The organism is Prochlorococcus marinus XMU1411 (assembly GCF_017696075.1).
Classification (GTDB): Bacteria; Cyanobacteriota; Cyanobacteriia; order PCC-6307; family Cyanobiaceae; genus Prochlorococcus_A; species Prochlorococcus_A marinus_V.
Genome location: NZ_JAAORI010000004.1, coordinates 92,291 through 114,804 on the forward strand (window position 1 = coordinate 92,291; position 22,514 = coordinate 114,804).

Here is a 22,514-nt window from a genome sequence, read left to right on the forward strand (position 1 = left end):
ATTTCATGAAAAAGAGAAGCTCAATAGCATTATTCCTTGCTGCTACAAGTGCACTAGCAATAACATCAACTGAAGAATTTTCCTTAAAAGCAGGAGAAAATGAATTAGGTGGATTAAAGGAGTGGAATACCGATATGCCATTAGAAGCTGATTTTATTCTCGATGAGGAAGCACAAAAATTAGCTGATGAAGCGGCAGCCTCCAGTACGTGTATACCTATTGGAGAAGGTGAAAATTGTTGGTAATAAATTTATAAATTCTATGCAATAAAAAAAGGCCTCTTGCTGAGGCCTTTTTTTATTTATAAATTCTATTTTTAGAATTTAAATGTTGTTGTTACAACTGCACCGAAGAGATCCTCATCTGTATTTTCATACACATCAGTACCTCCAAAAATTGCTGGTGTAACTTCAATTGAGTCATTAGGTCTGAATGAGTAATAAAACTCCCATATGAAAGGATCAACCTCCGTAAGGGTATTTCCAGCTGTTGCTGAAGTTGCCTTCATTGGTTGTCCAACAGCCAGTCCAACTTTATCTTCTGGTTGGAACATATCAGCCCAATTAAGACCAACAAAATAGCCACTACCTTCAGCAACTCCATTGGAATGAGTTAAACCAAAGTCGATAATGTCATAACCAACAGAAATTGAAGGGGTAGCTGTACCTGCTTCCTCTGGTCTCCACCAAGCTCTCAAAGCTACTGAATCAGATTTTGCTGCACTTGCACCAGTTGTACTTGCACCATTTGCAAGATCCTTAGTTGAGTAATATGACCAAGAATTCCATCCTCTTTGCTTAGAGAAGGTAGCTGAAACATGATAATTATCAGTTGTATAAGCAGTTTGAAGGTTTATTTTAGTCTGGTCTCCCTTTGTGAATAAACCTGTTGCAGTTTTAGCCTGTTTGGAGTTGAAGGTTAAACTAGAAGCAAAACCATTATCGGCTTTATATGTTAAGCCGGCACCAGTCGAAGTACTAGCTCCAAAAGCTGACGAATGACTACCTAACTTAAATGCTTTTAAAGCACCAGGCTTATAAACAGATGGTGCTGCTGCAAGCATGTAGTAGTTTTCAATTTTTGGACCTACTGTTGCAGTAAACTTTTCACCAAGAGGGAAGGTGTACCACATTTTGTCAACAGATAGGGTATCGGTATAGCTTGTTCCTTCTATATGGTACAAAGGCTTTTGGATCCAATCTGCCCATCCAGCACCTGTTTTGAGTCTTACATATAAATTATCGTCACCTGTGAAACTTGTATTTAAGTTCATCTGGTAGACATAAGGAGTAGTAATTGCCTCTCCTAAACCGAGAGTATCATTACCGTCAATTGCACCAATAGCAAAAACTGCTTTACCATCTAAGGTGGTTGTATCTGAGAAGCTACCCGCTTCTAATCCTTGCAGTGCTTCAAAACTATTGATGTCTGCTTTGTCTTCATTAATACTGTTAATGAATGTTTTGTTATCAAATCTTGCGGTTTTTGAATCGCTACGGGAATAGCTATTAATTTCCTCAAGATTCACATATTCGGAAGCCTGAACAGTCATTGGAGCTAATAAGCTCATAGATGCTCCTGCTACCAACATTTGTTGGAAGAGTTTCATTTTGCCTCACACTAAAATTACCCAACAGAATTGGGTAACTATACTGTATCGTTAGCGTCCAAAAATGAAAGAAATAAAAGTATCAAAAGCATGTATCTTTTGATACTTAAAGTCTTTTTTTGTAAGTAAATTTTTTTTTAGTATTTTTTATTAAGGGGGAATTCCAGCAATTCTCTTTCCTCCATCCAAGACAATGCAACTTCTCTCGCTAATTTTCGAATCTTTTCAATATATTGCGCACGGTCTGTAACTGAAATTACTCCCCTTGCATCAAGCAAATTAAAGGTATGACTACATTTTAGAACAAAATCTAAAGCAGGATAAGTTAATTTTTTATTTATTAAGGTATTTGCCTCATCTTGGTAAATTTCAAATAATTTCCTGAGATTATCAGGACTTGATTCATTAAAGTTAAATGCGCATTGACTTTTTTCAAATTGAAGCCAAATGTCCCTATATTTCAAATCTTTGTTCCAATTTAAGTCCCAGATACTTTCCTTATCCTGCAAAAACATTGCAATCCTCTCTAATCCATAAGTTATTTCAATTGGGATTGGATTACAGTCTATCCCCCCGCATTGTTGGAAATAAGTAAATTGTGTAACTTCCATTCCATCTAACCAAACTTCCCAACCTACACCCCAAGCTCCAAGTGTTGGCGATTCCCAATTATCTTCCACAAATCTTATATCATGATTTCTAGGATTAATTCCAAGAGATTCTAGTGATGTTAAATATTTTTCTTGTATACCATCTGGTGAAGGTTTAATTATTACTTGATATTGAAAGTAATGTTGGGCCCTATTTGGATTGTCACCAAAACGCCCATCAGTTGGTCTTCTACATGGCTCTACATATGCTACACTCCAATGCTCTGGTCCAATAGCCCTTAAAAAGGTATGTGGATTCATTGTTCCAGCACCCTTTTCTGTGTCATATGGTTGCATTATTAAGCATCCTTCTTCTGACCAAAAATTATTTAAATTTTTAACTATATCCTGAAAAAACATTAAATTATATTAGTGAAAAAAACTAGATCAATACCATAAGACATAATAACAAAACTTTAAAGTAAAAAATATTTTGAAATCCAATTTCTCAAAAATATCATCAGATAAAAAGCTGTCATTAAATAAGATCCTTGATAAAAAAAATAAATGAGAAATTAATTATGTAAAAAAATCTAATGGCAATGGACCAAAAGTATTAAATTCTTTAGCACCTTCGTCATACTGACATGTTATTAAAATTCCTTCTCCAAGACCATTTTCAGATCTAACAAAAACATTACCAGTTTTTTGATTAGCTTTTAAAAAAACTCCTCCATAAGCATGAAGGGGACCAAGATTCTCAAATTTAATTGAGGAATATTTCTTAGAAATTGTTTGTAATGCTTCAATAGCTTTATTGTCACTAGGAGCCATTATTCCTATCGTTATCCAATCGGCATTAAAAATATTTGCTTCTAATTCCTCTAAAAGTTTTTTTGCTTGCCCATCACTTAATTGAGGTGCAGTTCTAAAATTATTTAAATCAAATAATTTATTTATTTCCATTAGCTTTATACCTAAAAAAATTCTTAACCAAAGGTCCTTCCATTCCAAGCCCATAATGAAGCTGGCACATCTTCAAAAGAAATATAAATCCTATCTATTGGGACCCCCATTTTCTGATATACAAAATCGGATATGGGCTTTGTCATTTCTGAAGGATTTAGAGAACCTATTGATTTAATTTCTAAAAAGCAAGAAGGTGATTCATCATCAAAATACATTTGGCAATTATCATCTATTTTTGCCATAACAAATCTTCTTGATTTGTTAGTTAAAGATGAAATTAGAATTGAAATTTCTTCAAGTAATTTACTTTTATCATTTACTTTTGCTGAAGTCGAAACATTAATATAAGGCATCTCTATGCAGCAAGATAATCTTTCTTAGAATCATTTTTTAGATAAACGGTTTTATTTTTTAAATTTTTTTTTGATGAAAGATATGCCATATCATATGTACTTATTCCGTTTTTATAGGGATTAAAAAGAGCATTTTTAGACCTATTTTTTTTGCTCCTTTTGAACTCAATCATCATTATTAAACCATTAATTAATAATTTAACTTTTTTTGAATATATGTCTAGTTTTTTTGAATATTTTTAATATGATTAAATGAAAATAAATTCTTAATACGCAATTAGAATTTCAATTTACTAGATTTGCTATATAGTTCGTAAATCAGTTGTTTTGGAAGTTTTAAATAATTATCAAAGAAAAAAACTTGATGAGAGTAATGATGAAGAATTTTATTCTGATCCAAAATTTGTTTATCATCTAGATGCGAATTTCAGGCAAGCTCTATCAGATTTATATGAAAAAGAAATTGATAATTATTCCACTGTCCTTGATTTAATGTCCAGTTGGGATAGTTATTTACCTAAAAGGAAAAAATATAAAAAAGTTATTGGACATGGTTTAAACAAACAAGAACTTGAAAAAAATAAAATTTTTGATTCTTATTGGATACAAAATTTTAATTTAAATCAACAAATTCCGTTAGATAAAGAAAGCATTGATTATTGCTTGATGGTGGCCGCTTGGCAATATTTACAATATCCAGAGAATTTAACCAAAGAAATTGCAAGAATATTAAGTAGACAGGGCAAGTTTATTATTGCTTTTTCAAACAGAGCATTTTGGCATAAAGCTCCTAACGTATGGACTTCATCTACTGAAGAAGATAGGGTCAAATACGTAAGAAAAGTATTAATCTCAAATGGATTTAATGAACCCAAAATTATCAAAAAGTTTAGTGAACCAGCACTTAATATTTTTAATTTTTTAAATAAAGACCCATTTTATTGTTTAATCGCGACCAAAGAGTAAAGTGTTAAATTGCATTGCACTAATCAACAACTCTATGAAAAAGTTATCAACTATTTTTTATAGCCATAGTTGTAAATTGTTACTAATATTGGGTAGTTGAATTTAATCATATGGGTTCTAAAAGAGAAAAATATCCTGAAAAATGTCCTTGGGATCTTGGACCTAATCAACATTTAGCCAAAGAAGAGAACTGGACTTTAAGATTAGGTGAAGCAAATGTATGCTTTAGCAAAAATAAATTAGATAATAATTATTTTCATGTAATTAGTAATGAAAATGAAGAACAAATACTAGCTTTTAGAGCAAGACTTCTTTACCAAAAACTTCTTGATAAAGGGTTTAGGCTGGTTGAATAAAAAAATTCTAATTTAATAAACATAGATCCTCGAAAACAAACTTTTGTATTTCTTCTTCTTGATTTTGGTTTAAATATTTAATTTTCCTCGATTTTAATATCCAATAATCGTCTTTTCCTACATTTACGAATTCATCCTCGTATTCCAATTTTTCGGAATTTGTCTCAAGTGTATCTGGATTAATTTGTTGACTACTATATTTTTTACTAAGGAAACCGATTCCTGTATCAAAGAATTCTTCAACAAAAATTTCAATTATAATTCCATGAATTTTTCTATAGACCATATTAATACAGTTATTTTTAACTCTATATTTATCACCTTTATTCTTACCTGAAACACTCATTTCAAAACCACTTTCAGAATTTTTGAGTAAATTAAAATTATTTTCTGAGTGTACTGTTTCGAATTCTCTTTTTACCCTATGTATACATACTTCAAATAACTGAGAAGCAATACTTTTAACAATATTCTCATCTTCTATATTTTGAATATTTGGTTTAAAGTCTTTACCTAATGAGAAGTTACCTTGTTGAGTATTATTATTAGTCAAAAAAATACATTTACCTTGGTAACCATTAAAATCATTCTTCCAGGTGTACCGATTTTCATAAGCCTTTCTAAAAATCTCCTTACAGTTAATTTCTTTTAGATTATCCATTAATTTTTTAAATTAGTGAAGTAATTATACAAAAAAAACCCCCCCTGTTAGAGGAGAGGTTTTTTATTAGATTAAACTAATTTTGAGTAATTTTTGTATTTTCAATATTGTCAAAAGCTTGACCAATTTTCTTAAAGTCAAATCCCATTGCTCTTAGTGCGTGCCAAAGATGACCTTGTAAGAAAAAGAAACCCAAATAAAAATGAGTATTAGCAAGCCAAGCTCTTGAGCTATATGCCCCTGAACCTAAATCTACCGTATCAGTAAAATAAGGTGCGAATTCAAATTGAAGCTTTAAGGGCTCTCCATATAAATCAACTGGATATATAGTTGTGTTTGAAGCACACCAAAAAGCCGCAACGAAAGCCATATAAGATACACCAACTACTGAGTATGACAAAATAGCCTCAGCACCAAGTAATCCTTTTCCTTTAAATTCTGTATATTCTCCAAATTGTTTAGTACAAATATGGAAAACTCCTCCAATTATTTCGAGGAAAGCTAAGAAAGCATGTCCTCCCATGACATCTTCCAGACTATCTATTTTTAAAAAATCAAATTGATGATTCCAGATAGCGGCAATATCTAAATTGTAAATAACTTGTCTTGTAGATCCTATTGCTGGGTCGTAAATTCCATGAATACGAGCCCATTCAACAAACATTATTGCTCCAAGTCCAAGAAAAATTAGATGATGACCAAGAATAAAAGTTAATTTATCTGGATCATCCCATTCAAAATCAAATTTTTGTGGCTTACTATTTTCTGGATAGTCTCCAAGATCGCCTGCAAATTTATTGGAGTGTAGTAATCCCCCAGCACCCAGCACTGCTGAGAATATTAGATGTAATGTGCAAATTACAACAATTCCATATGGTTCTGTAATAACACCATTTTCAATACCGCCAATTCCTATACCCGCTAGATGAGGTAAAACAATTGCTTTTTGTGCACCCATTGGAATACTGGAGTCATAACGAGCCAATTCGAATAATCCAAAAGCTCCTGCCCAGAACATCATTAGACCTGCATGGGCAGCATGAGCAGCTATGAATTTACCTGAACGGCCAACAACACCAGAATTCCCTGCATACCAGTCATAGGTGACATCAGATTTTCCGTAAGTTTGTAACACTTGATTTAAGTAAACAGCAAATTGAGCATATTGCTAATCACTATTGTTTTTTAAATGTTCTTCACACATTTAATTACTTATGTAAAAAAAACATATCGTGAAAGAACAAATGTTACAAATTTAGGCGGTAATATCTGTAAAAGATTGATTATGCCAATGAAGGGATTTCGCCTTTAAGCTGAGAAGCCCATGTTTCTAAACGTGAATCAGTCAAATCAGATTCACTGTCCTCATCAAGAGGTAATCCACAAAAGCTTTCTCCAATAACACTTTTAGACTCATCAAATGTATAAGAAGATTTATCTACGTAACCGACCATTTCCGCTCCTGCTTTCGTGAAGTAGCTGTGAAGTTCTTCCATTGCATCACAATAGTTTTCTGTATAGGTAGAAGAATCTCCTAAACCAAAAATTGCAACTTTTTTTCCTGATAAACTTAGTTCTCCAATATCCTCTAAGATTGAATCCCATGCAGTTCCAGATCTTTCTTCATCAGCGCCAGTATTCCAAGTAGGTATCCCACAGATAATTCCATCAAGACCTTCAAATTCCGAAAGATCATCCACATCAGATACATCTTTAGGAGCCTCTGCTGAAGAGATAAAGTTGTGAAGACGATCAGCCACGTCTTCAGTTTTTCCAGTTGTAGTTGCGTAATAAATTCCTACAGTCATAACTTCAAAATGTTTACATTAAGATAATAAAATCTAAAAACGTTAAATTAATTTCTTTAAAAACTTTTTCACGTAAAATTTTATACTAATCAAGGTAAAAAAATTTTTTTTGAGAATAATTTATAAATCATTTAAAACATCGTGACTGACAAATTTCAAAATAACATCAAAAAACTTGTTGAAGAATTCAACTTTAATGGGCAGAAAAAATTCAAATTAATTATTTTATTTGGTTTGTTAGGAGATTTTGATAGCTTTGAATATGCAATAAATTTGAAAAGTTTTATCGATAAAAATTTAGATAAAAATTTAGATATTTTTGCAATTGCTATTGGAAACCAAAATGGAAAAGAAAAATTCTGTAAATTTACTGGCTTTCGTAAAGAAAATCTAATAGTTGTTTCTAATAACAAAATTCATAACAATCTTGAAGTTTCAAGAGGATTAAATATAGGTTTAGGAGGATGGATAAATATGCTTTTGATGCTATCAGGAATAAATTCTTTTAAAACAATAAAAGAAGTTTTTAGAGGTTACACCGGCGACCGAAAAGCAAAGCAAATCTATTCAGAATTTGACAAAATTGACGTTTTAAAATTTCTAAAATTTTCAGGTAGCTCTTTTAAACAGGTTTTCGGAGATGGTTATTTGAGACCATTTGAATTAGCAACATTTAGATTAAACAATATGAATGAAATAATCCAAAATTGGAGTGATTATATTCTTAATGAAGAATATCTTCCCCAAAGAGGAGCTTCCTTTTTATTAAATGATCAAAATCAAGTTATTTATAAGTTTTTTTCAAGTGATGTTCTTGGATATTCATCAAACATGAGAGATCCTTTAGGATTTTTATCTGATTCAATTAAAGAATAATTTTTTAAAAATATTATTATGAATGTAGATATATTTGGATATTTTGCAGCGATTTTAACAACAGCGGCATTTCTACCTCAATTGATAAAAACTTTAAAAACAAAAAAGGCAGATGATGTTTCTTTGACAACATTAATAATGTTTATTATCGGTGTTTTGTCTTGGATTATATACGGTTATAAAATTTCGTCATTACCAATATTGATAGCAAATTTTATTACCTTGATCTTAAATCTATTGATACTAATATCCAAAGTATATTTTTCAAAAACCTAAAACAAGTAAAAAAAATTTATAAGTAATAAATTTATGATTTATTTAAATCTTGTTTAAAATAGAAAAAAATTTGCTGATCTTGAAAACTTCAAAATGCTGGGTTTGGTTTAAAGGTAGCCTTAATAATGGTGGGTATTGGAAAGAAGGTTTTACTTGTACTTTTGATGAGAAACCAGGAGTTTTAATAGAAAGTCCTGCTTACGTAGCCTGTAGGGTCCCTACTTGGAGAGTTTTGACTAAAGAACCAGAAAATTTATATAAATCTCCTCTAATTCCTGACAAAGCAATCTGGAAGATAATTTAAATTCTAAAAAAAACAAAAAACTTTTTGACTGCACTTCGGCAAGTTAATATTGCTTACATAAATATTTAATTAATGCCATCTACTCTCTTTTCATAAATATTATCCCTTTCTTATTCTTTGGTTTTCTTCTCGGGAAAAATAATCCAAAGATTTCAAAATATATTGCAAGACCTCTAATAAGATTTGGCATTCCATTAAGTGTAATGGGTCTCCTATTAAAGGAAGGAATAGATATAAACCTAATTAAAAGTGCATTTTTAGCATTTTCCGCAATTGGATTTTTAATATCTTTAATAAATATTATCCCAATATTTAAAAAGAGGCTTCCAAATTACACATTGCAGCTGGCTGGCCTAATAGGTAATACATCATTTCTTGGAATACCGATTGCGCTAGCTATTCTACCCTCAACAACTATAAATTTCACTATTGGATTTGATTTAGGAACAACACTTTTCGCTTGGATATTTGGACCTTTTTTTCTCCAGGGAAAATCTAACAGCAATAATACCCCAAACATCAAAGGGCTATTAAATGCATTGATAAATAGTCCTGCATTGAGAGGGATTATTGGTGTACTTCTTGCATATCTTTTCCAAGCAGATGAAATCTTAGGCGATTATCTTTGGATTCCTTCAAGAATAGTTATTGCTTTAGCAATAGTAATTGTGGGAACAAGACTTGGAATAATCACAAATCAAAAGGGAAGGATTTTAGATCTAAATGAAGAAATTAAATTTTCAATTTTATTAAAATTATTTATTCTTCCTTTTATTATTTTTTTTATATCCATCTCTTTAAATTTTAATTTCTATCAATCATCAGCATTAATTATTCAGGCAGGAACCCCAACAGCAATATCCACAATACTAATGGCAGAGGCTTATGGTGTAAAACAACAAATCGCTTCAAAAATTCTTTTTACTACAACTTTAATTTCAATAATTACAATTCCTCTATTTAAATTGTTTATGAATTTATTTATTTAAGCAATTTCGCAAGAGTTCACTCTTCAAAGGCATGATTAATGAATATTGTAAAGATTATATCCTGATAACTAAATAATGTCTTAAGATTTAGGTTATGAAGTCAGCAAACCCTGAAAATGAATATATCCCTTTAGACCTTAGGATTTCTGTAAGGAGAGATACCTTAAGACTTATCTCAGAGATGGCTCAAGATATGGGAATAAGCATTAATGAAGTTTTTAGTTTTTTAGCCGAAGATTCTGTCATTGATCTCGAATTGATGGAAGATTTGAATAATATCGATATACCTAGCAAGTGCAGCCTTGATGATCTAAAAAACGCTCTTCTTAAAAAAAGACTTTGTTAAAATTTTTCAACTTTTCTATTTTTCCAGTCAGATTTATAACCACTATTCACTAGAAATTTTGAATACTTATTTAAATCGCTTTTTTGAATTCGCCATAAATTATAAATCCCAAATTTGCCTAATTTTTGATGATTAATTTTTGACCATTGCTTCCCGCGGGAGGAGTATTCATCTATTACGACCAATAGAGTTTTGTATTCAAAATCGGGTTGATCCTCATAATTTTTTCTCCTATCAGTATTTAGCCTGTCTGACAGATTAATTAATCCAACTTCAGTGTTTGGTTCATAAAAAACTATTTGCCTAGAATAATAATGTAATGATGGTTTTCTTATCCCGATCATTGCTAAAGTTTCCCTCCCCTCTCGAATATCTAAAATTAATTTTGAGATATGCCTTAAGGGTAATTGTCTTGAAGTATCTGCTAATTTTCTAATTGGGAACATCAAAAAAGATTGTCCAATTAAAAGTAAAATTTGAAGATAAAGAAGGATATATTTGGATTTTAAAGAAAATAAAATTAATGAAAGAATTGTAAATGAAGAAAAGAATAATTTGGCTTTGAAAATTATCCCAGAGCTTATTAGTTCAGACGCAAGATTAGGCATTTCAGGATCATTAATTGAACTTAACCAATTATTTGAGAAAAAGAATGCCATTGAAACACCAAACAAAATTAAAATATTAAAAAACCATAAATATAGATAACTTTTACTGGAATTTTTTAAGTTTATAAAGCTATTACTAATTAAGATTGCCGCTGCTGGAATTGCTGGCAGCCAATAGCTTGGTAGTTTTGTAGCAGAAAGGCTAAAGAAAATTAAAACCGATGTTAACCAACATAGAGAATAGGTATTAAGGGTCTCAGTGACATTGCAACTTTCTTTTGAACTTTTCAATAAATTCTTAATAGCTTTGAATATCCCGTGATACAAAAAAGGAGTGAATGGTAACGAAGCCAATATCATTATGTAAAGAAAAAACCAGAATGGTTCTGCATGATTATTTACAACTGAGGTATATCTTTGAAAATTATGGTAACCAAAAAAATTGTCCCAAAAAGGCTTTCCCTCTTTTATGAGTTCTAATATGTACCATGGAACACTTATAAGTATTGTTATTAAAAAACCTTTCTTAGGATTTATTTTACAGAGCAACGGTTTCCAATTCTTCTGACTAAACAAGAACGATGTAATAGTCAATAATGCCAGAACAAATGCAACTGGTCCTTTAGTTAAAATTGCAAAACCTAAAAATACCCACGCTGAAATACATTGGTCATTATTTTCACTTGCCATTCTTCTCCAAAATAAAAGCAGGCTAATCCCTAAGGTTCCAGTTAAAAGGGCATCACTCACCGCAGTTCTACTCCAGATAATTATTAGTGGAGACAAAGCAAAGGCTAATGATGCAACTATTGGAGTGAGGAATTGCCTATCACTCTTCTGTGGCCAACAAAACAAAGTATCTCCAATCATCAACATTAAAAATAATGATCCCAAGGCCGAAGGAAGTCTTGCTGAGAGTGTCCCAAAACTATCCCAGATCTCGTTTTTCGGTAATGAGTAAAAAAAACCCATTAGCCAATATATTAATGGAGGCTTATCAAAGCGGAACATTCCATTGACCTTTGGAGTTATCCAATCACCAGATTCACTCATTGCCCTTGCCGCAGCTGCAAATAAAGGTGGCGTTTCATCCACCAGTCCTGTAGTACCTAAACCTAAAATAAATATAATGATTCCTGAAATTAAAACTATTGTTGAGTTTAAAAGCCTTTTTTTTGAGTTCAGAAAAATCATTAATATATTAATTAATTTATTTATTTATTTATATTCAATGATTACCTTATTAAGCCAGTTCACAACCTTGTTAGCAAATATATCTGTAGAGGCATTTTTTTCTACCCATTCTCTACATTTCTTACGCTTTATTTTTTCAATAATCTTTACATAGGAAAGCATATTTTTTTTATCATCAGGATCAGCAAGATACCCTGTTTGCCCATGTTTAATAATTTCACTTGGTCCACCCCTTTTATATGCTACAACTGGCACCCCACAGGCTAAAGCTTCAACGACTACGTTCCCATATGCCTCATTCCACTTAGGTGTATTTAGTAAAACCCTACATTTGCCAAGTTCTTTTTGTAATTCATTAGTTGGTAAAAAACCCTTCCAATCTATAGTTCCTTTAGGAAAAGATTGTTCTATCTTTGAGGCATAGGTCTCATCTTCTTTAACTCCCCAAACTTTTAGATTTTCGCCAAGTTCTTTTGCAACATAAACAGCATCCTCTAAACCTTTCTCTGGTGCTACTCTTCCAACCCACCCCAAGGGTCCCTTTACTGAATCTTGAAAAATATAATTATCTAATTTAAAACCATTACCAATAATTATTGGTTTATTTATAAATGGATAATCATCAGCTTGTATTTTTGAATGAAAAGCAAAATTATATGGAAATTTAGAATGTACCTTTGAGATTAAATTACATATTGCTGAACTCTCAGTACCCATACTAATAATGTGCGCAATTGGTATCTCTACATTTAAAGTCATCCAAATAGGCAACCAATCATAAGACATGTTTAATAAAACATCTGCCTTTTTAGCAATATCTAATCCTTTTTCAAGCATGCCAGCTAGAAGTGAATTATCTGGGATACTTACGGGAGAATTATAATTTTGATGCTGCCAACTAATTTGATCTTCACCATCGATGAGATGTAATTTTGCTTTTTCATTACTTTCATATAATTTAGAATTTTTAGGTGCTATCACCTCAACGGAGTGTCCCAAAGAAAGCAAGCCTGAAACCAAGGAGTTTAAAGTTAATTCAACGCCTCCACCTTTGCCGCTTCCCAAAAAACCTATTGGAGTACTAATCAGAACTATTCGCATTATTTAGACTTTTTAAACTAATAAACTATTTAAATTGTATTGTCGGTGAATTTATCTTCCCATAGAGACCTTCTTTGGCTTACGAAAAATACCGAGATAAGAACAAAAACAACCCCTATCCATTGAACAAAAGTAAGTCTTTCATTTAACCAAACGCCTCCACTCAGAAGAGCAAATACAGGAGTTAAAAATGCAAGAGTACTAAATCCAGTTATTTCTTTATTATTAGCAAAGTAGAAAAACAATCCATAAGCTATTGCTCCCCCGAAAATACTTGCAAATGACATAAGTCCCCAATCAAATATTGACCAATCTGGAATTATTTGAAAATTTGATTGCAAGCAATGTTTAATAATCAAGGGGATGCTCCCTAAAATCATGTGCCAACCTGTGACTGCAACTGGATCACTTTTGGTACAGGTGAATCTAATTAAAATAGTCCCAAGGGCCATAGCAAGAGAAGCTGCAAGCATCCAGAGCTCTCCAAAGTTAAAAGACACATCAGTTATTGAAGTATCTGACATTAACCACCAATTGCTTAGAAATTCTTGTGGAACTCCTAAGAATACTATTCCTCCTAAGCCAAAAAGAAAGCCCAACCATCCTATTGGATTTATTATATTCCCAAAAATTACCCTTGCCAAAATAGCTACCAAAAGCGGTTGAGAATCAATCAATACAGAGCCTAGACCTGCACCAGTTTTTTCAATCCCATAAGTTAAAAACAACTGAAAAAAAGTAGCATCTACAATTGTAAAAACAAAAAACCACTTCAAATCGCACCTATAAATTTTCGGATCTCTTTTTAACAAATATGTTGTAATTAGAACAAGAATTCCTGCAGGGAGTAATCTTAAAGAAGCCACAAACTCTGGTCCAGCACTAGATACTAAGGGAGTCATAGCCGCCATAGAAGTACCCCAAAGTGCAAAAGGGAGTATCATTAAAAACCAATTTAGGATTGAATTCATTAGGTCTGCTGATAATCTTTTTAAAGTAGTTTTATGAATTTACTTTAAAAGAATGATTTGGCCTTTTAGACGAAAGTCAAAAAAAAGAATGGCTCGTATTGTAATTGATGAGCCGATTACAAGTTCAACAAGAGTTTCTGTCCTTAAAGCTCTTAAACAAATTGAGGATAGAGAATTTCCTGCTTTAATCGTGAGAATTGATTCGCCAGGAGGTACTGTTGGGGATAGCCAAGAAATATACTCTGCTATTAAAAGATTAAAAGATAAAGGATGTAAAGTTATTGCAAGTTTTGGGAACATATCAGCTTCTGGAGGTGTTTACATTGGTGTAGCATCTGACAAAATAGTTGCTAATCCTGGAACAATTACAGGATCTATTGGTGTGATTATAAGAGGTAATAATTTATCTGAATTATTAGATAAAGTTGGGATAAAATTTGAGACTGTCAAAAGCGGTGTATTTAAAGATATACTTTCTCCAGATAAAGCTCTAAGCGAAGAAGGTAGAGAACTTCTTCAAGGGCTTATAGATGAAAGCTACAAACAATTTACCGAAGCTGTTGCTGAAGGAAGAAATTTACCTGTTCAAGAAGTAAAGAAATTTGCCGACGGAAGGATTTTTACAGGGACGCAAGCGAAAGAATTAGGACTCGTTGATGAAGTTGGAGATGAGGTTGATGCAAGGCTACTTGCAGCAAAAATGGTTAAAATTGATCCTAAAATTGAACCCTTGACATTTGGAAAGAAAAAAAAGAAGATTCTTGGACTAATCCCTGGAAGTAGAATTATTGAAAAAGTTATCAATAATATCTTGTTTGAGCTAGATTCTTCTAATAAAATACTTTGGTTATATAAGCCCTAAAAAAATAGAATGCAAGTTGATTATAAAACTACATTTATTCGAGGAGCGACAACTGCATCTGGGAATTCCGTTAAGGAAATAGAAGTTGCTGTGGTGGAATTAATGGATGAATTAATTTTACGCAACAATTTAATAAAGACAAACATATTATCTATAACATTCACTTCAACAAAAGATTTGGATGCATGTTTCCCTGCTTCAATTGCGAGGAGATTTAATGGACTAGATTCAGTAGCATTTCTAGATTGTCAACAAATGTATGTTTTTAATGATGTCGATTTTTGTATAAGAATAATGGCTCAAGTTTTATTACCTCCAAATTATCCTGTCAAACATCCTTATTTAAGGGGTGCTTCAAAATTAAGGCCAGATAGATGTTAACCTTGGTAAAATTATTAAACCCTTAATAAGTTTGTATAGGCTTAATCGATCCCTTTAAATTAATTAATCAATGTTAAAAAAAACTAAGAAAACTGCATTAAATTTTAAAACTTTAAAATTTCTCCTTATTCCAGCAATTTTATTCTCAACGCCAATTTTCAATATTATCCAAGATGCTAAGGCAGGTTTAGAATTTCAATGGAACCAAGACTCTGGCTTCAGAAGGTTAAAGTGGCTTCAAAGAGATGGAAGAAAAGGATTTAGAAATAAAATATATTTTTTCTTGAAACCATCTGATAGACAAACTGATCTTTTAAAAATAAATCTGGCCATCCCGAAACCCTTTAAGTCAACATTAAAAAAAGAAAAAATAAGTTTATGTAAGGTAAGAATTGGAGGTTTTGAAAGTCGTACTAAATGCTTAGAAGATATTCCAGCTGATATTGAAATTAATACTGATGAATCATCCTTACGTTCAGTAAACATATACCCCTATAGCCCAATTCCCTCAAATAAAGAAAGTTATGCAATTCTCTTAAAAGTCTTTAATCCAAAAAAATCAGGCCTCTATCAATTCCATTCATATGGTCAACCAAAAGGGGAATCAGTTTCAACTTATTTAGGAAGCTGGACTATAGTGATAGATTAAGTGATAGATTAATTACGGGTAATTAAAAAAATGACTAAAAGAACTTTTGGCGGAACTTCAAGAAAAAGAAAACGTGTATCTGGTTTTAGAGTAAGAATGCGTTCTCATACTGGTAGAAGAGTTATTAAAAGTAGAAGACAAAAAGGTAGAGAAAGAATAGCGGTTTAATTTTTAAATTTAAATGGCCCTACCTAAAAGTATGCGCTTAAAAGGTCATCGGACTTTTAATTATATTCATAAAAATTCCACAAAATTACATGGGAATTTAATGACTTTTAAGTTAGCAATATCAAATCCAGAAATACTCTTATCTCATAAACTCACAAATTCATCAAATAATTTGAGAGTAGCAATTGCCATTAGTAAAAAATTTTCAAAAAAAGCTGTAGTAAGAAATAAAGTGAGAAGAATCTTGCAAGAGTGGCTATTAACAAACATTCAAAAAATTAATACTCACAAACCTTATTGGTTACTTGTTAACCTTAAAGTTGGAAATTCCTGCGATGATAAAAATAGACTTTTGGAGGAATTTCAAAATTTAATGTTCAAATCTAATCTAATAAAATGAATAATATGAGTGAAGAAACCTTTTACGAAGGTGGTCCTGCAAAAAGTGATTTAATCATAAATCTTTTAGCGGGGATAACTATTCTTGGTTTGCCATTTACCTTCGCTGCAATAGTCAGAGCATTGTGGTTAAGGTATAGAATCACAAATAAGAGAATTACTATAGATGGTGGATGGTTTGGCAAAAACAAAACTCAAGTATCATTAAGCAACATAGAAGAAATTAGATCCATTCCAAGAGGATTTGGATCATATGGTGATATGGTCCTTATACTTAACGATGGATCAAAGGTTGAAATGAAATCATTACCACTATTCAGAGAAAAGCAAAAATTTATTGAAGAAAATATAATCAAAAGATCACAATCTCTTAATTTTAAAGAGGTAGAAGGATTTGCTACTAAATCCTAAATAAATTAATTACAAAAACCTTTTTTTCCTGTAAAATGAAATGTCTAATAAAATTACACTCTTTTTAATATCGTGATAGGGTTCATTTCTGAAAAACTACTTATCCCGATCCTAGACTTTTTCTACGGTTTAGTTCCAAGTTATGGTTTAGCAATTGTTGCATTAACAGTTGTAATAAGAATTGCACTTTTCCCATTAAGCGCTGGTTCCATAAGAAGTGCAAGAAGGATGAAGATTGCCCAACCAGTAATGCAAAAAAAACAAGCAGAAATTAAATCTAAGTTCTCAGGTGATCCAAAGAAACAGCAAGAAGAATTAGGAAAACTAATGAATGAGTTTGGCAGCCCCCTCGCTGGTTGTCTGCCTTTAATAGTACAGATGCCTGTTCTATTTGCATTATTCGCAACATTAAGAGGTTCGCCTTTCGCTGATGTACCTTATAACATAAACTTAAAGGTTGTTCCACAGGAGCAAGTTGCAGCTATTGATCCAAAACCTTATAAATCTCCAAGACACTCAATATTTATAACGGAAAAATCCCATTTCCCTGTCATAGCGACTATACCTAACGGTACAAAATTAGGGACAGAAGAATCAATAAAAATAAATTTGCAAACAACAAATGGTACTAGCTACTCAGAAGTTTTATCCAAATACGATAATGGATCAAAATTTCTTCCTACTTGGAAGGTTTCAAAAGGATCAGAAAATCTAAAAATTTCCCAAGACGGTACAGTAACTGCAATTAAACCAGGGGATGCAACAATTGAAGCAAAAATCCCAGGTCTAGCGGCAAAAAGTGGTTTTCTTTTTATTAAAGCTCTTGGACAAGTTGGTTTTTATGTTGATGGATCTATCAACTGGGATATTGCTACATTAGTTGGTGCTTTTGGATTAACCCTACTTCTCTCTCAAGTTTTGTCTAGTCAGGGGATGCCTGCAAACCCTCAGCAATCTACCGCTAACAAAATCACACCTGTCATGATAACTGGAATGTTTTTGTTTTTCCCTCTTCCAGCAGGCGTATTACTATATATGGTTGTTGCTAATATATTTCAGGCATTTCAGACCTTCCTTCTTAATAAAGAAGCTCTTCCTGATAATCTTCAGAAAATTTTGGACCAACAATTATTGGCAAAAGATGAAGTAATAACAACTTCTGCTTCAACTATCTCAGAGAAAAGACTGCCTTTTGAACCTAACAGTAAAAAATAGCCTCAATCTCAAATAATGAATTCTTGGTGTAAAAATTTAGAATTACTTATAAAATCAAGAACTTCATTAATATGGATAAGGACTAAAGAAGAGGAAAGATTAGAAAAGTTAATTAATTTTTCTTGTGAAAGATTAAATATAAAAAGATTCGTTTGCTGGGATTGTGTAAACGGTATTAAAGGATTAGTTAATGAAGATGGAAAATTTTCTAACAACCCCCTAGGAGTACTTGACTGGCTGAGAAGGCAAAGTCCTGAAGTTTCAACAGTTTTATTAGTAAAGGATTTTCATAAATTTTATGATGATCCATCCATTAATAGAACTATTAAAGAACTATCTTCAGAGCTTAAGCAAACTAGTCATAATTTAATTATTAGTTCCCATCTCTTTCCATCATCAGAAGATCTGGATGAATTGATGACAATAATCAACTTACCTTTACCTGATCAAAAAGAACTGAAAAATCTAATAAAAAAAATTGCTATTAATACCAATTCAGATCTTGAGGAACAAGACTTGAACGAACTTTCTATAGCTTCAAGTGGATTAACCGAAATAAAAGTAAAGCAAGTCACTGCTAAGGCTCTTGCTCAAAGAGGAAAAATAAGTAAAAAGGATATTAAAGATATTCTTGAAGAAAAAAAACAAGTTATCGCCCGAAGTGAAATTTTAGAATTCTTTGAAGCCAAGTCAAGTCAAGATGATATTGGTGGTTTAAATGTTTTAAAAGTTTGGCTTAATCAAAGATTTAGGGCTTTTTCTAAGGAAGCAAGAGACTATGGACTACCAATTCCTAAGGGAGTCTTGCTTGTTGGAGCTCAAGGAACAGGGAAATCACTTACTGCAAAATCAATTTCCAAAAGTTGGTCGATGCCACTTCTTAGGTTAGATGTAGGAAGACTATTTTCTAGTCTTGTTGGTTCAAGTGAGGCAAGAACAAGAGAAACAATATCAAGAGCTGAGGCCATGTCTCCCTGCATCCTTTGGATCGATGAGATTGATAAAGGTTTTGGTGGCGATGCCAGAAGTGATGGAGGGACAAGTCAGAGGGTTTTAGCAAGTTTATTAACTTGGATGGCCGAAAAAGAATCCGCTGTATTCGTAATTGCTACTGCTAATGCTATAGATAAGCTTCCTGCTGAATTATTAAGGAAAGGTAGATTTGATGAAATATTTTTTCTTGATTTGCCAAATTCAAAAGAAAGATTAAGCATCCTTGATTTGCACTTAAAAAAAAGAAGGCCAAGTTACAATTTCCCTCTCTCTACGATTGTGGACAGAACAGATGGATTCTCTGGCGCAGAACTTGAACAAGCTGTTATAGAGGGGATGCACATTTCATTCTCTGAAAATAGAGAGCTTATGGAAAAAGATTTAATAAAGGCAGTTTCTGAATTAGTGCCCTTATCCAGAACGGCTAAAGAGCAAATTGATCTACTAAAAGAATGGTCATCTACAGGGAGGGCTCGTTCAGCATCATAATTAAAATTAAATTAAATAAAAATACTGCATAAGTAAGAAATCATTAATTAAGTTAATTTTTCATCAAAAATCCCAAATAATGAATTGGGATTAACTATCTTAATTAAGGTATAAAAAAAAAAGAGTGTTAGATCAAAAATTAATAAGAGAAAATCCAACTTCTGTTGAGGAGAATTTATCCTCAAGAGGAAAGGTGTATAACATTTCAGAGATTCACAAATTAACAGTCCAAAAAAAAGAAATTGATATAGAAATATCGTGCCTTCAATCCGAGAGTAAAAAATTAAGCAAATTAATCGGACAAGTTATTGGGAAATCAAAAAAAACTACTTCACAAGAAATAAATGATTTAAAGAAAAGAGGAAATGAATACAGAATCAAAATTTCTGAACTCGAAGAAAAGCAAAGAATATTGGATAAAAAAGTAGATGATGAGATTAATAATTTGCCAAATTTTCCTAGTAAAGATGCCCCTATTGGAAAAGATGAAAGTGATAATGTGCAAATAAAAACTTGGGGAGATCCTTTAATAAAAGAGAGTCTTAAATCTCACTGGGAAATTGGAGAAAGTCTTAATCTTTTTGACACTATAAAATCAACAAAAATTTCAAAAAGTCGTTTTATTACCCTTATTGGAAATGGCGCCAGGTTAGAGAGAGCCTTAATAAATTTTATGCTCGATATGCATACAAAAAATGGTTATTTAGAATTAATGCCCCCAGCTTTAGTAAATTCTGAAAGCCTTAAGGGTTCTGGACAATTACCAAAATTCTCAAATGAAAGTTTTAAGTGTTCAAATGACGATTTATGGCTTTCTCCAACAGCTGAAGTTCCCATAACTGCTTTTCATAGAAATGAGCTTATTGATCCAAAGCAATTGCCTATTAAGTATGTTGCATATAGCCCATGTTTCAGGAGAGAAGCTGGAAGTTATGGGAGGGATACTAAAGGATTAATTAGACTCCATCAATTTAATAAGGTGGAACTTTATTGGTTTTGCGATCCAAGTAATTCTTTAGAGGCTCATAAAAAGATCACTCTTGATGCAGAAAGCATTTTACAAAAGCTCAACCTACCCTATAGGTTAGTAGATATTTGTACTGGAGACTTAGGTTTTTCATCTAGTAGAACGTTTGATCTTGAAGTCTGGCTTCCAAGTAGTAAAAGTTATAGAGAAATTTCAAGTTGCAGCAATTGTCTAGACTTTCAAGCTCGCAGATCATCCATAAGGACAAAAATTGATAAAAAGAATACGTATATACATACCTTAAATGGAAGTGGCCTAGCAATTGGAAGAACCATGGCTGCTATTCTTGAAAACGGTCAACAACCAGATGGAAGTGTTAAGGTTCCAAATGCTCTAGTTCCATATTTTGGTTCAAATTTCATAAAAACTGCTTAGTATAAATAAATGAATGTTTTAACCTCAATAACAGTTCTAGGATTTCTTATTTTTTTTCACGAGATGGGTCATTTCCTAGCCGCGATTTTGCAAGGAATCTACGTTGATGGATTTTCCATAGGATTTGGACCTTCAATAATTAAAAAAAAATACAAAAATATCACTTATTCATTTAGGGCCTTCCCTTTAGGAGGATTTGTTTCCTTTCCTGATGAAGAAATAAATAATATTGACCCTAAAGATCCAAATCTCCTAAAGAATAGACCAATAATTCAAAGAGTTATTGTGATTTCAGCTGGGGTATTCGCTAATTTGATTCTTGCCTACACTATATTAGTTTTAAATGTAACAACTATTGGGATCCCCTTTGATCCTGAACCAGGTATCTTAGTTTTGGCTACCCAGCCTGATAAGGCTGCTTCCATAGCTGGTCTACAGGCGGGAGATAAAATCATAAAAATTGAAACCAATCCTTTAGGTATTGGAGATCAAGCTGTTTCTACTTTAGTAGAGAACATACAGAACTCATCAGAAAAACCAATTTCACTAGAAATTGATAGAGATGGAGTATTTAAAGAAATAACCTTGGTACCAAAAAATATCAATGGCAAAGGTACAATAGGTGCTCAATTACAGCCAAATCTTAGAAAAGAAACAAAAAAAACAAAAAATTTCTTCGAAATTATTAAATACTCCAACAACGAGTTTACATCGCTTTTAATAAAAACAATTCAAGGCTACAAAGGGTTAATAACAAATTTTGCTTCTACTGCTCAACAATTAAGCGGCCCAGTAAAAATAGTTGAAATCGGAGCACAATTATCAGAACAAGGAGGAACAGGGATATTATTATTTGCTGCTTTAATTTCTATTAATTTAGCAGTTCTCAATTCTTTGCCTTTACCATTATTAGATGGAGGACAACTTGTTTTCACTCTTATTGAAGGATTTAGGGGCAAACCAGTTCCTGTCAAAGTACAAATGGCTGTTACTCAATCAAGTTTTTTCCTCTTAGTTGGCTTAAGTGTTCTTCTTATAATTAGAGACACTAGCCAACTTTTAATTGTACAAAGATTACTAAACCAATAATTAAATTTCGAGATTTGCCAGTCCAGCTGTTAAAATAAAACAAATTCAGTTATTATTCGATGGCGAAAAAGTCCATGATTGCGAGAGAGGTGAAACGCAAAAAACTTGTGAAAAAATATGCTGCAAAAAGAAAATCTTTATTAGACGAATTTAATGCCGCTAAAGATCCTATGGAAAGGTTAGAAATTCATAGAAAAATTCAGGGTCTACCAAGAAATTCAGCTCCAAACCGAGTTAGAAACAGGTGTTGGGCTACTGGCAAACCAAGAGGGGTTTATAGAGATTTTGGGTTATGTAGAAACCAATTAAGGCAAAGAGCTCATAATGGTGAACTACCTGGCGTTGTTAAATCCAGTTGGTAATTTTTAGCTTTAATCACTTTTAATTAATTTCTTTAACTTATTTCCTTTAAAAAAAAAATAATTTATGATTTAAGCTTAATTTATTACTTTGTTTTTAAAAAATTTACACCTTATTTA

At 32.1% G+C, this 22,514-nt stretch carries 29 protein-coding genes; 19 read left to right on the forward strand and 10 right to left on the reverse strand.

What is annotated here, in order from left to right:
- Nucleotides 1-5: 5 nt before the first annotated feature.
- Complete coding sequence (locus tag HA145_RS06640; protein WP_209128412.1) at nt 6-245, forward strand: hypothetical protein; 240 nt, start codon at nt 6-8, stop codon at nt 243-245.
- 71 nt (nt 246-316) lie between these two features.
- Here the strand turns inward: HA145_RS06640 and HA145_RS06645 are convergent, their stop codons facing one another.
- The 4 genes from HA145_RS06645 to HA145_RS06660 form a co-directional block, all read right to left on the reverse strand.
- Nucleotides 317-1,609 (reverse strand): porin, encoded by a 1,293-nt coding sequence (locus HA145_RS06645; RefSeq protein WP_209128413.1) that lies wholly within the window; start codon nt 1,607-1,609, stop codon nt 317-319.
- Between the two features lie 137 nt (nt 1,610-1,746).
- Nucleotides 1,747-2,619, reverse strand: coding sequence for a glycine--tRNA ligase subunit alpha (gene glyQ / locus HA145_RS06650; RefSeq protein ID WP_209128414.1), 873 nt, complete (start codon nt 2,617-2,619; stop codon nt 1,747-1,749).
- A 159-nt stretch (nt 2,620-2,778) separates the two neighbouring features.
- A complete protein-coding gene (locus HA145_RS06655; protein ID WP_209128415.1) occupies nt 2,779-3,165 on the reverse strand; it encodes a DUF1824 family protein in 387 nt (128 codons plus the stop codon).
- 23 nt (nt 3,166-3,188) lie between these two features.
- Nucleotides 3,189-3,521 (reverse strand): phenylpyruvate tautomerase MIF-related protein, encoded by a 333-nt coding sequence (locus tag HA145_RS06660; RefSeq protein WP_209128416.1) that lies wholly within the window; start codon nt 3,519-3,521, stop codon nt 3,189-3,191.
- Between the two features lie 327 nt (nt 3,522-3,848).
- On the opposite strand from HA145_RS06660, the gene HA145_RS06665 reads away from it, so the two are divergent.
- Together HA145_RS06665 and HA145_RS06670 are read left to right on the forward strand one after the other, a co-directional pair.
- Nucleotides 3,849-4,487: a methyltransferase domain-containing protein gene (locus tag HA145_RS06665; RefSeq protein ID WP_209128417.1), complete on the forward strand. Its 639-nt coding sequence runs from the start codon at nt 3,849-3,851 to the stop codon at nt 4,485-4,487.
- 110 nt (nt 4,488-4,597) lie between these two features.
- The gene (locus HA145_RS06670; RefSeq protein ID WP_002807817.1) at nt 4,598-4,843 is read left to right on the forward strand and encodes a hypothetical protein; all 246 of its coding nucleotides are present in this window, start codon (nt 4,598-4,600) and stop codon (nt 4,841-4,843) included.
- Between the two features lie 7 nt (nt 4,844-4,850).
- Here the strand turns inward: HA145_RS06670 and HA145_RS06675 are convergent, their stop codons facing one another.
- From HA145_RS06675 to fldA, 3 genes are all read right to left on the reverse strand, one after another.
- Entirely contained in the window at nt 4,851-5,504 is a 654-nt protein-coding gene (locus HA145_RS06675; RefSeq protein ID WP_209128418.1) for a DUF3386 domain-containing protein, read from the reverse strand.
- 76 nt (nt 5,505-5,580) lie between these two features.
- Nucleotides 5,581-6,639, reverse strand: coding sequence for a chlorophyll a/b binding light-harvesting protein (locus HA145_RS06680; protein ID WP_209128419.1), 1,059 nt, complete (start codon nt 6,637-6,639; stop codon nt 5,581-5,583).
- Nucleotides 6,640-6,787: 148 nt separating this feature from the next.
- On the reverse strand, nt 6,788-7,312 hold the full coding sequence (fldA, locus tag HA145_RS06685; RefSeq protein ID WP_011818786.1) for a flavodoxin FldA: 525 nt from the start codon (nt 7,310-7,312) through the stop codon (nt 6,788-6,790).
- A gap of 141 nt (nt 7,313-7,453) precedes the next feature.
- Between fldA and HA145_RS06690 the strand changes: the two genes are divergently transcribed.
- The 5 genes from HA145_RS06690 (at nt 7,454) to HA145_RS06710 (ending at nt 10,103) form a co-directional block, all read left to right on the forward strand.
- On the forward strand, nt 7,454-8,188 hold the full coding sequence (locus tag HA145_RS06690; protein ID WP_209128420.1) for an AhpC/TSA family protein: 735 nt from the start codon (nt 7,454-7,456) through the stop codon (nt 8,186-8,188).
- A gap of 18 nt (nt 8,189-8,206) precedes the next feature.
- A complete protein-coding gene (locus tag HA145_RS06695; RefSeq protein ID WP_209128421.1) occupies nt 8,207-8,464 on the forward strand; it encodes a SemiSWEET family sugar transporter in 258 nt (85 codons plus the stop codon).
- Between the two features lie 79 nt (nt 8,465-8,543).
- On the forward strand, nt 8,544-8,768 hold the full coding sequence (locus HA145_RS06700) for a hypothetical protein (protein WP_209128422.1): 225 nt from the start codon (nt 8,544-8,546) through the stop codon (nt 8,766-8,768).
- Between the two features lie 203 nt (nt 8,769-8,971).
- The gene (locus tag HA145_RS06705) at nt 8,972-9,757 is read left to right on the forward strand and encodes an AEC family transporter (protein WP_209128423.1); all 786 of its coding nucleotides are present in this window, start codon (nt 8,972-8,974) and stop codon (nt 9,755-9,757) included.
- Nucleotides 9,758-9,851: 94 nt separating this feature from the next.
- The gene (locus HA145_RS06710) at nt 9,852-10,103 is read left to right on the forward strand and encodes a CopG family transcriptional regulator (RefSeq protein ID WP_209128424.1); all 252 of its coding nucleotides are present in this window, start codon (nt 9,852-9,854) and stop codon (nt 10,101-10,103) included.
- Here HA145_RS06710 and HA145_RS06715 read toward each other — a convergent pair.
- The 3 genes from HA145_RS06715 to HA145_RS06725 are packed head-to-tail and all read right to left on the reverse strand — an operon-like array spanning nt 10,100 to nt 13,977.
- The gene (locus HA145_RS06715) at nt 10,100-11,905 is read right to left on the reverse strand and encodes an ArnT family glycosyltransferase (protein WP_209128425.1); all 1,806 of its coding nucleotides are present in this window, start codon (nt 11,903-11,905) and stop codon (nt 10,100-10,102) included. The two genes, HA145_RS06710 and HA145_RS06715, sit on opposite strands and share 4 nt — an antisense overlap.
- 24 nt (nt 11,906-11,929) lie before the next feature.
- Complete coding sequence (locus HA145_RS06720) at nt 11,930-13,006, reverse strand: glycosyltransferase family 4 protein (RefSeq protein ID WP_209128426.1); 1,077 nt, start codon at nt 13,004-13,006, stop codon at nt 11,930-11,932.
- Nucleotides 13,007-13,035: 29 nt separating this feature from the next.
- Complete coding sequence (locus tag HA145_RS06725; protein WP_209128427.1) at nt 13,036-13,977, reverse strand: DMT family transporter; 942 nt, start codon at nt 13,975-13,977, stop codon at nt 13,036-13,038.
- A gap of 52 nt (nt 13,978-14,029) precedes the next feature.
- Between HA145_RS06725 and sppA the strand changes: the two genes are divergently transcribed.
- From sppA to rpsN, 11 genes are all read left to right on the forward strand, one after another.
- Entirely contained in the window at nt 14,030-14,839 is an 810-nt protein-coding gene (gene sppA / locus HA145_RS06730) for a signal peptide peptidase SppA (protein WP_209128428.1), read from the forward strand.
- A gap of 9 nt (nt 14,840-14,848) precedes the next feature.
- The gene (gene aroH / locus HA145_RS06735) at nt 14,849-15,220 is read left to right on the forward strand and encodes a chorismate mutase (RefSeq protein WP_209128429.1); all 372 of its coding nucleotides are present in this window, start codon (nt 14,849-14,851) and stop codon (nt 15,218-15,220) included.
- A 70-nt stretch (nt 15,221-15,290) separates the two neighbouring features.
- Nucleotides 15,291-15,869 carry a DUF2808 domain-containing protein gene (locus tag HA145_RS06740; RefSeq protein WP_209128430.1) on the forward strand — a complete coding sequence of 193 codons (579 nt, stop codon included), beginning with the start codon at nt 15,291-15,293 and terminating at the stop codon, nt 15,867-15,869.
- Nucleotides 15,870-15,899: 30 nt separating this feature from the next.
- Nucleotides 15,900-16,037, forward strand: a complete 138-nt coding sequence (gene rpmH / locus HA145_RS06745; protein WP_002808184.1) for a 50S ribosomal protein L34 — start codon at nt 15,900-15,902, stop codon at nt 16,035-16,037.
- A gap of 13 nt (nt 16,038-16,050) precedes the next feature.
- Nucleotides 16,051-16,437, forward strand: a complete 387-nt coding sequence (gene rnpA / locus HA145_RS06750; RefSeq protein ID WP_209128431.1) for a ribonuclease P protein component — start codon at nt 16,051-16,053, stop codon at nt 16,435-16,437.
- The gene (locus HA145_RS06755) at nt 16,434-16,847 is read left to right on the forward strand and encodes a PH domain-containing protein (protein ID WP_209128432.1); all 414 of its coding nucleotides are present in this window, start codon (nt 16,434-16,436) and stop codon (nt 16,845-16,847) included. Before rnpA ends, HA145_RS06755 begins: the two co-directional genes overlap by 4 nt.
- A 72-nt stretch (nt 16,848-16,919) precedes the next feature.
- The gene (gene yidC / locus HA145_RS06760; protein WP_209128433.1) at nt 16,920-18,062 is read left to right on the forward strand and encodes a membrane protein insertase YidC; all 1,143 of its coding nucleotides are present in this window, start codon (nt 16,920-16,922) and stop codon (nt 18,060-18,062) included.
- Between the two features lie 15 nt (nt 18,063-18,077).
- Nucleotides 18,078-19,544: an AAA family ATPase gene (locus tag HA145_RS06765; protein WP_209128434.1), complete on the forward strand. Its 1,467-nt coding sequence runs from the start codon at nt 18,078-18,080 to the stop codon at nt 19,542-19,544.
- A 124-nt stretch (nt 19,545-19,668) separates the two neighbouring features.
- Complete coding sequence (serS, locus tag HA145_RS06770; RefSeq protein ID WP_209128435.1) at nt 19,669-20,946, forward strand: serine--tRNA ligase; 1,278 nt, start codon at nt 19,669-19,671, stop codon at nt 20,944-20,946.
- A 9-nt stretch (nt 20,947-20,955) separates the two neighbouring features.
- Nucleotides 20,956-22,035 carry an RIP metalloprotease RseP gene (gene rseP / locus HA145_RS06775; RefSeq protein WP_209128436.1) on the forward strand — a complete coding sequence of 360 codons (1,080 nt, stop codon included), beginning with the start codon at nt 20,956-20,958 and terminating at the stop codon, nt 22,033-22,035.
- A 59-nt stretch (nt 22,036-22,094) separates the two neighbouring features.
- Nucleotides 22,095-22,397, forward strand: coding sequence for a 30S ribosomal protein S14 (rpsN, locus tag HA145_RS06780; RefSeq protein WP_012008067.1), 303 nt, complete (start codon nt 22,095-22,097; stop codon nt 22,395-22,397).
- Nucleotides 22,398-22,514 lie beyond the last annotated feature (117 nt).

Bases quoted from the DNA above. Each gene is read 5' to 3' on its own strand.
- HA145_RS06675 (WP_209128418.1), bottom strand. From the start codon at position 5,504: ATGGATAATCTAAAAGAAATTAACTGTAAGGAGATTTTTAGAAAGGCT.
- HA145_RS06655 (WP_209128415.1), bottom strand. From the start codon at position 3,165: ATGGAAATAAATAAATTATTTGATTTAAATAATTTTAGAACTGCACCT.
- HA145_RS06765 (WP_209128434.1), top strand. From the start codon at position 18,078: ATGAATTCTTGGTGTAAAAATTTAGAATTACTTATAAAATCAAGAACT.
- fldA (WP_011818786.1), bottom strand. From the start codon at position 7,312: ATGACTGTAGGAATTTATTACGCAACTACAACTGGAAAAACTGAAGAC.
- rnpA (WP_209128431.1), top strand. From the start codon at position 16,051: ATGGCCCTACCTAAAAGTATGCGCTTAAAAGGTCATCGGACTTTTAAT.
- HA145_RS06705 (WP_209128423.1), top strand. From the start codon at position 8,972: ATGGGTCTCCTATTAAAGGAAGGAATAGATATAAACCTAATTAAAAGT.
- HA145_RS06715 (WP_209128425.1), bottom strand. From the start codon at position 11,905: ATGATTTTTCTGAACTCAAAAAAAAGGCTTTTAAACTCAACAATAGTT.
- rpmH (WP_002808184.1), top strand. From the start codon at position 15,900: ATGACTAAAAGAACTTTTGGCGGAACTTCAAGAAAAAGAAAACGTGTA.
- HA145_RS06740 (WP_209128430.1), top strand. From the start codon at position 15,291: ATGTTAAAAAAAACTAAGAAAACTGCATTAAATTTTAAAACTTTAAAA.
- rseP (WP_209128436.1), top strand. From the start codon at position 20,956: ATGAATGTTTTAACCTCAATAACAGTTCTAGGATTTCTTATTTTTTTT.
- HA145_RS06720 (WP_209128426.1), bottom strand. From the start codon at position 13,006: ATGCGAATAGTTCTGATTAGTACTCCAATAGGTTTTTTGGGAAGCGGC.
- HA145_RS06640 (WP_209128412.1), top strand. From the start codon at position 6: ATGAAAAAGAGAAGCTCAATAGCATTATTCCTTGCTGCTACAAGTGCA.
- HA145_RS06695 (WP_209128421.1), top strand. From the start codon at position 8,207: ATGAATGTAGATATATTTGGATATTTTGCAGCGATTTTAACAACAGCG.
- aroH (WP_209128429.1), top strand. From the start codon at position 14,849: ATGCAAGTTGATTATAAAACTACATTTATTCGAGGAGCGACAACTGCA.
- rpsN (WP_012008067.1), top strand. From the start codon at position 22,095: ATGGCGAAAAAGTCCATGATTGCGAGAGAGGTGAAACGCAAAAAACTT.
- HA145_RS06670 (WP_002807817.1), top strand. From the start codon at position 4,598: ATGGGTTCTAAAAGAGAAAAATATCCTGAAAAATGTCCTTGGGATCTT.
- HA145_RS06755 (WP_209128432.1), top strand. From the start codon at position 16,434: ATGAATAATATGAGTGAAGAAACCTTTTACGAAGGTGGTCCTGCAAAA.
- HA145_RS06725 (WP_209128427.1), bottom strand. From the start codon at position 13,977: ATGAATTCAATCCTAAATTGGTTTTTAATGATACTCCCTTTTGCACTT.
- HA145_RS06710 (WP_209128424.1), top strand. From the start codon at position 9,852: ATGAAGTCAGCAAACCCTGAAAATGAATATATCCCTTTAGACCTTAGG.
- HA145_RS06660 (WP_209128416.1), bottom strand. From the start codon at position 3,521: ATGCCTTATATTAATGTTTCGACTTCAGCAAAAGTAAATGATAAAAGT.
- glyQ (WP_209128414.1), bottom strand. From the start codon at position 2,619: ATGTTTTTTCAGGATATAGTTAAAAATTTAAATAATTTTTGGTCAGAA.
- sppA (WP_209128428.1), top strand. From the start codon at position 14,030: ATGATTTGGCCTTTTAGACGAAAGTCAAAAAAAAGAATGGCTCGTATT.
- HA145_RS06645 (WP_209128413.1), bottom strand. From the start codon at position 1,609: ATGAAACTCTTCCAACAAATGTTGGTAGCAGGAGCATCTATGAGCTTA.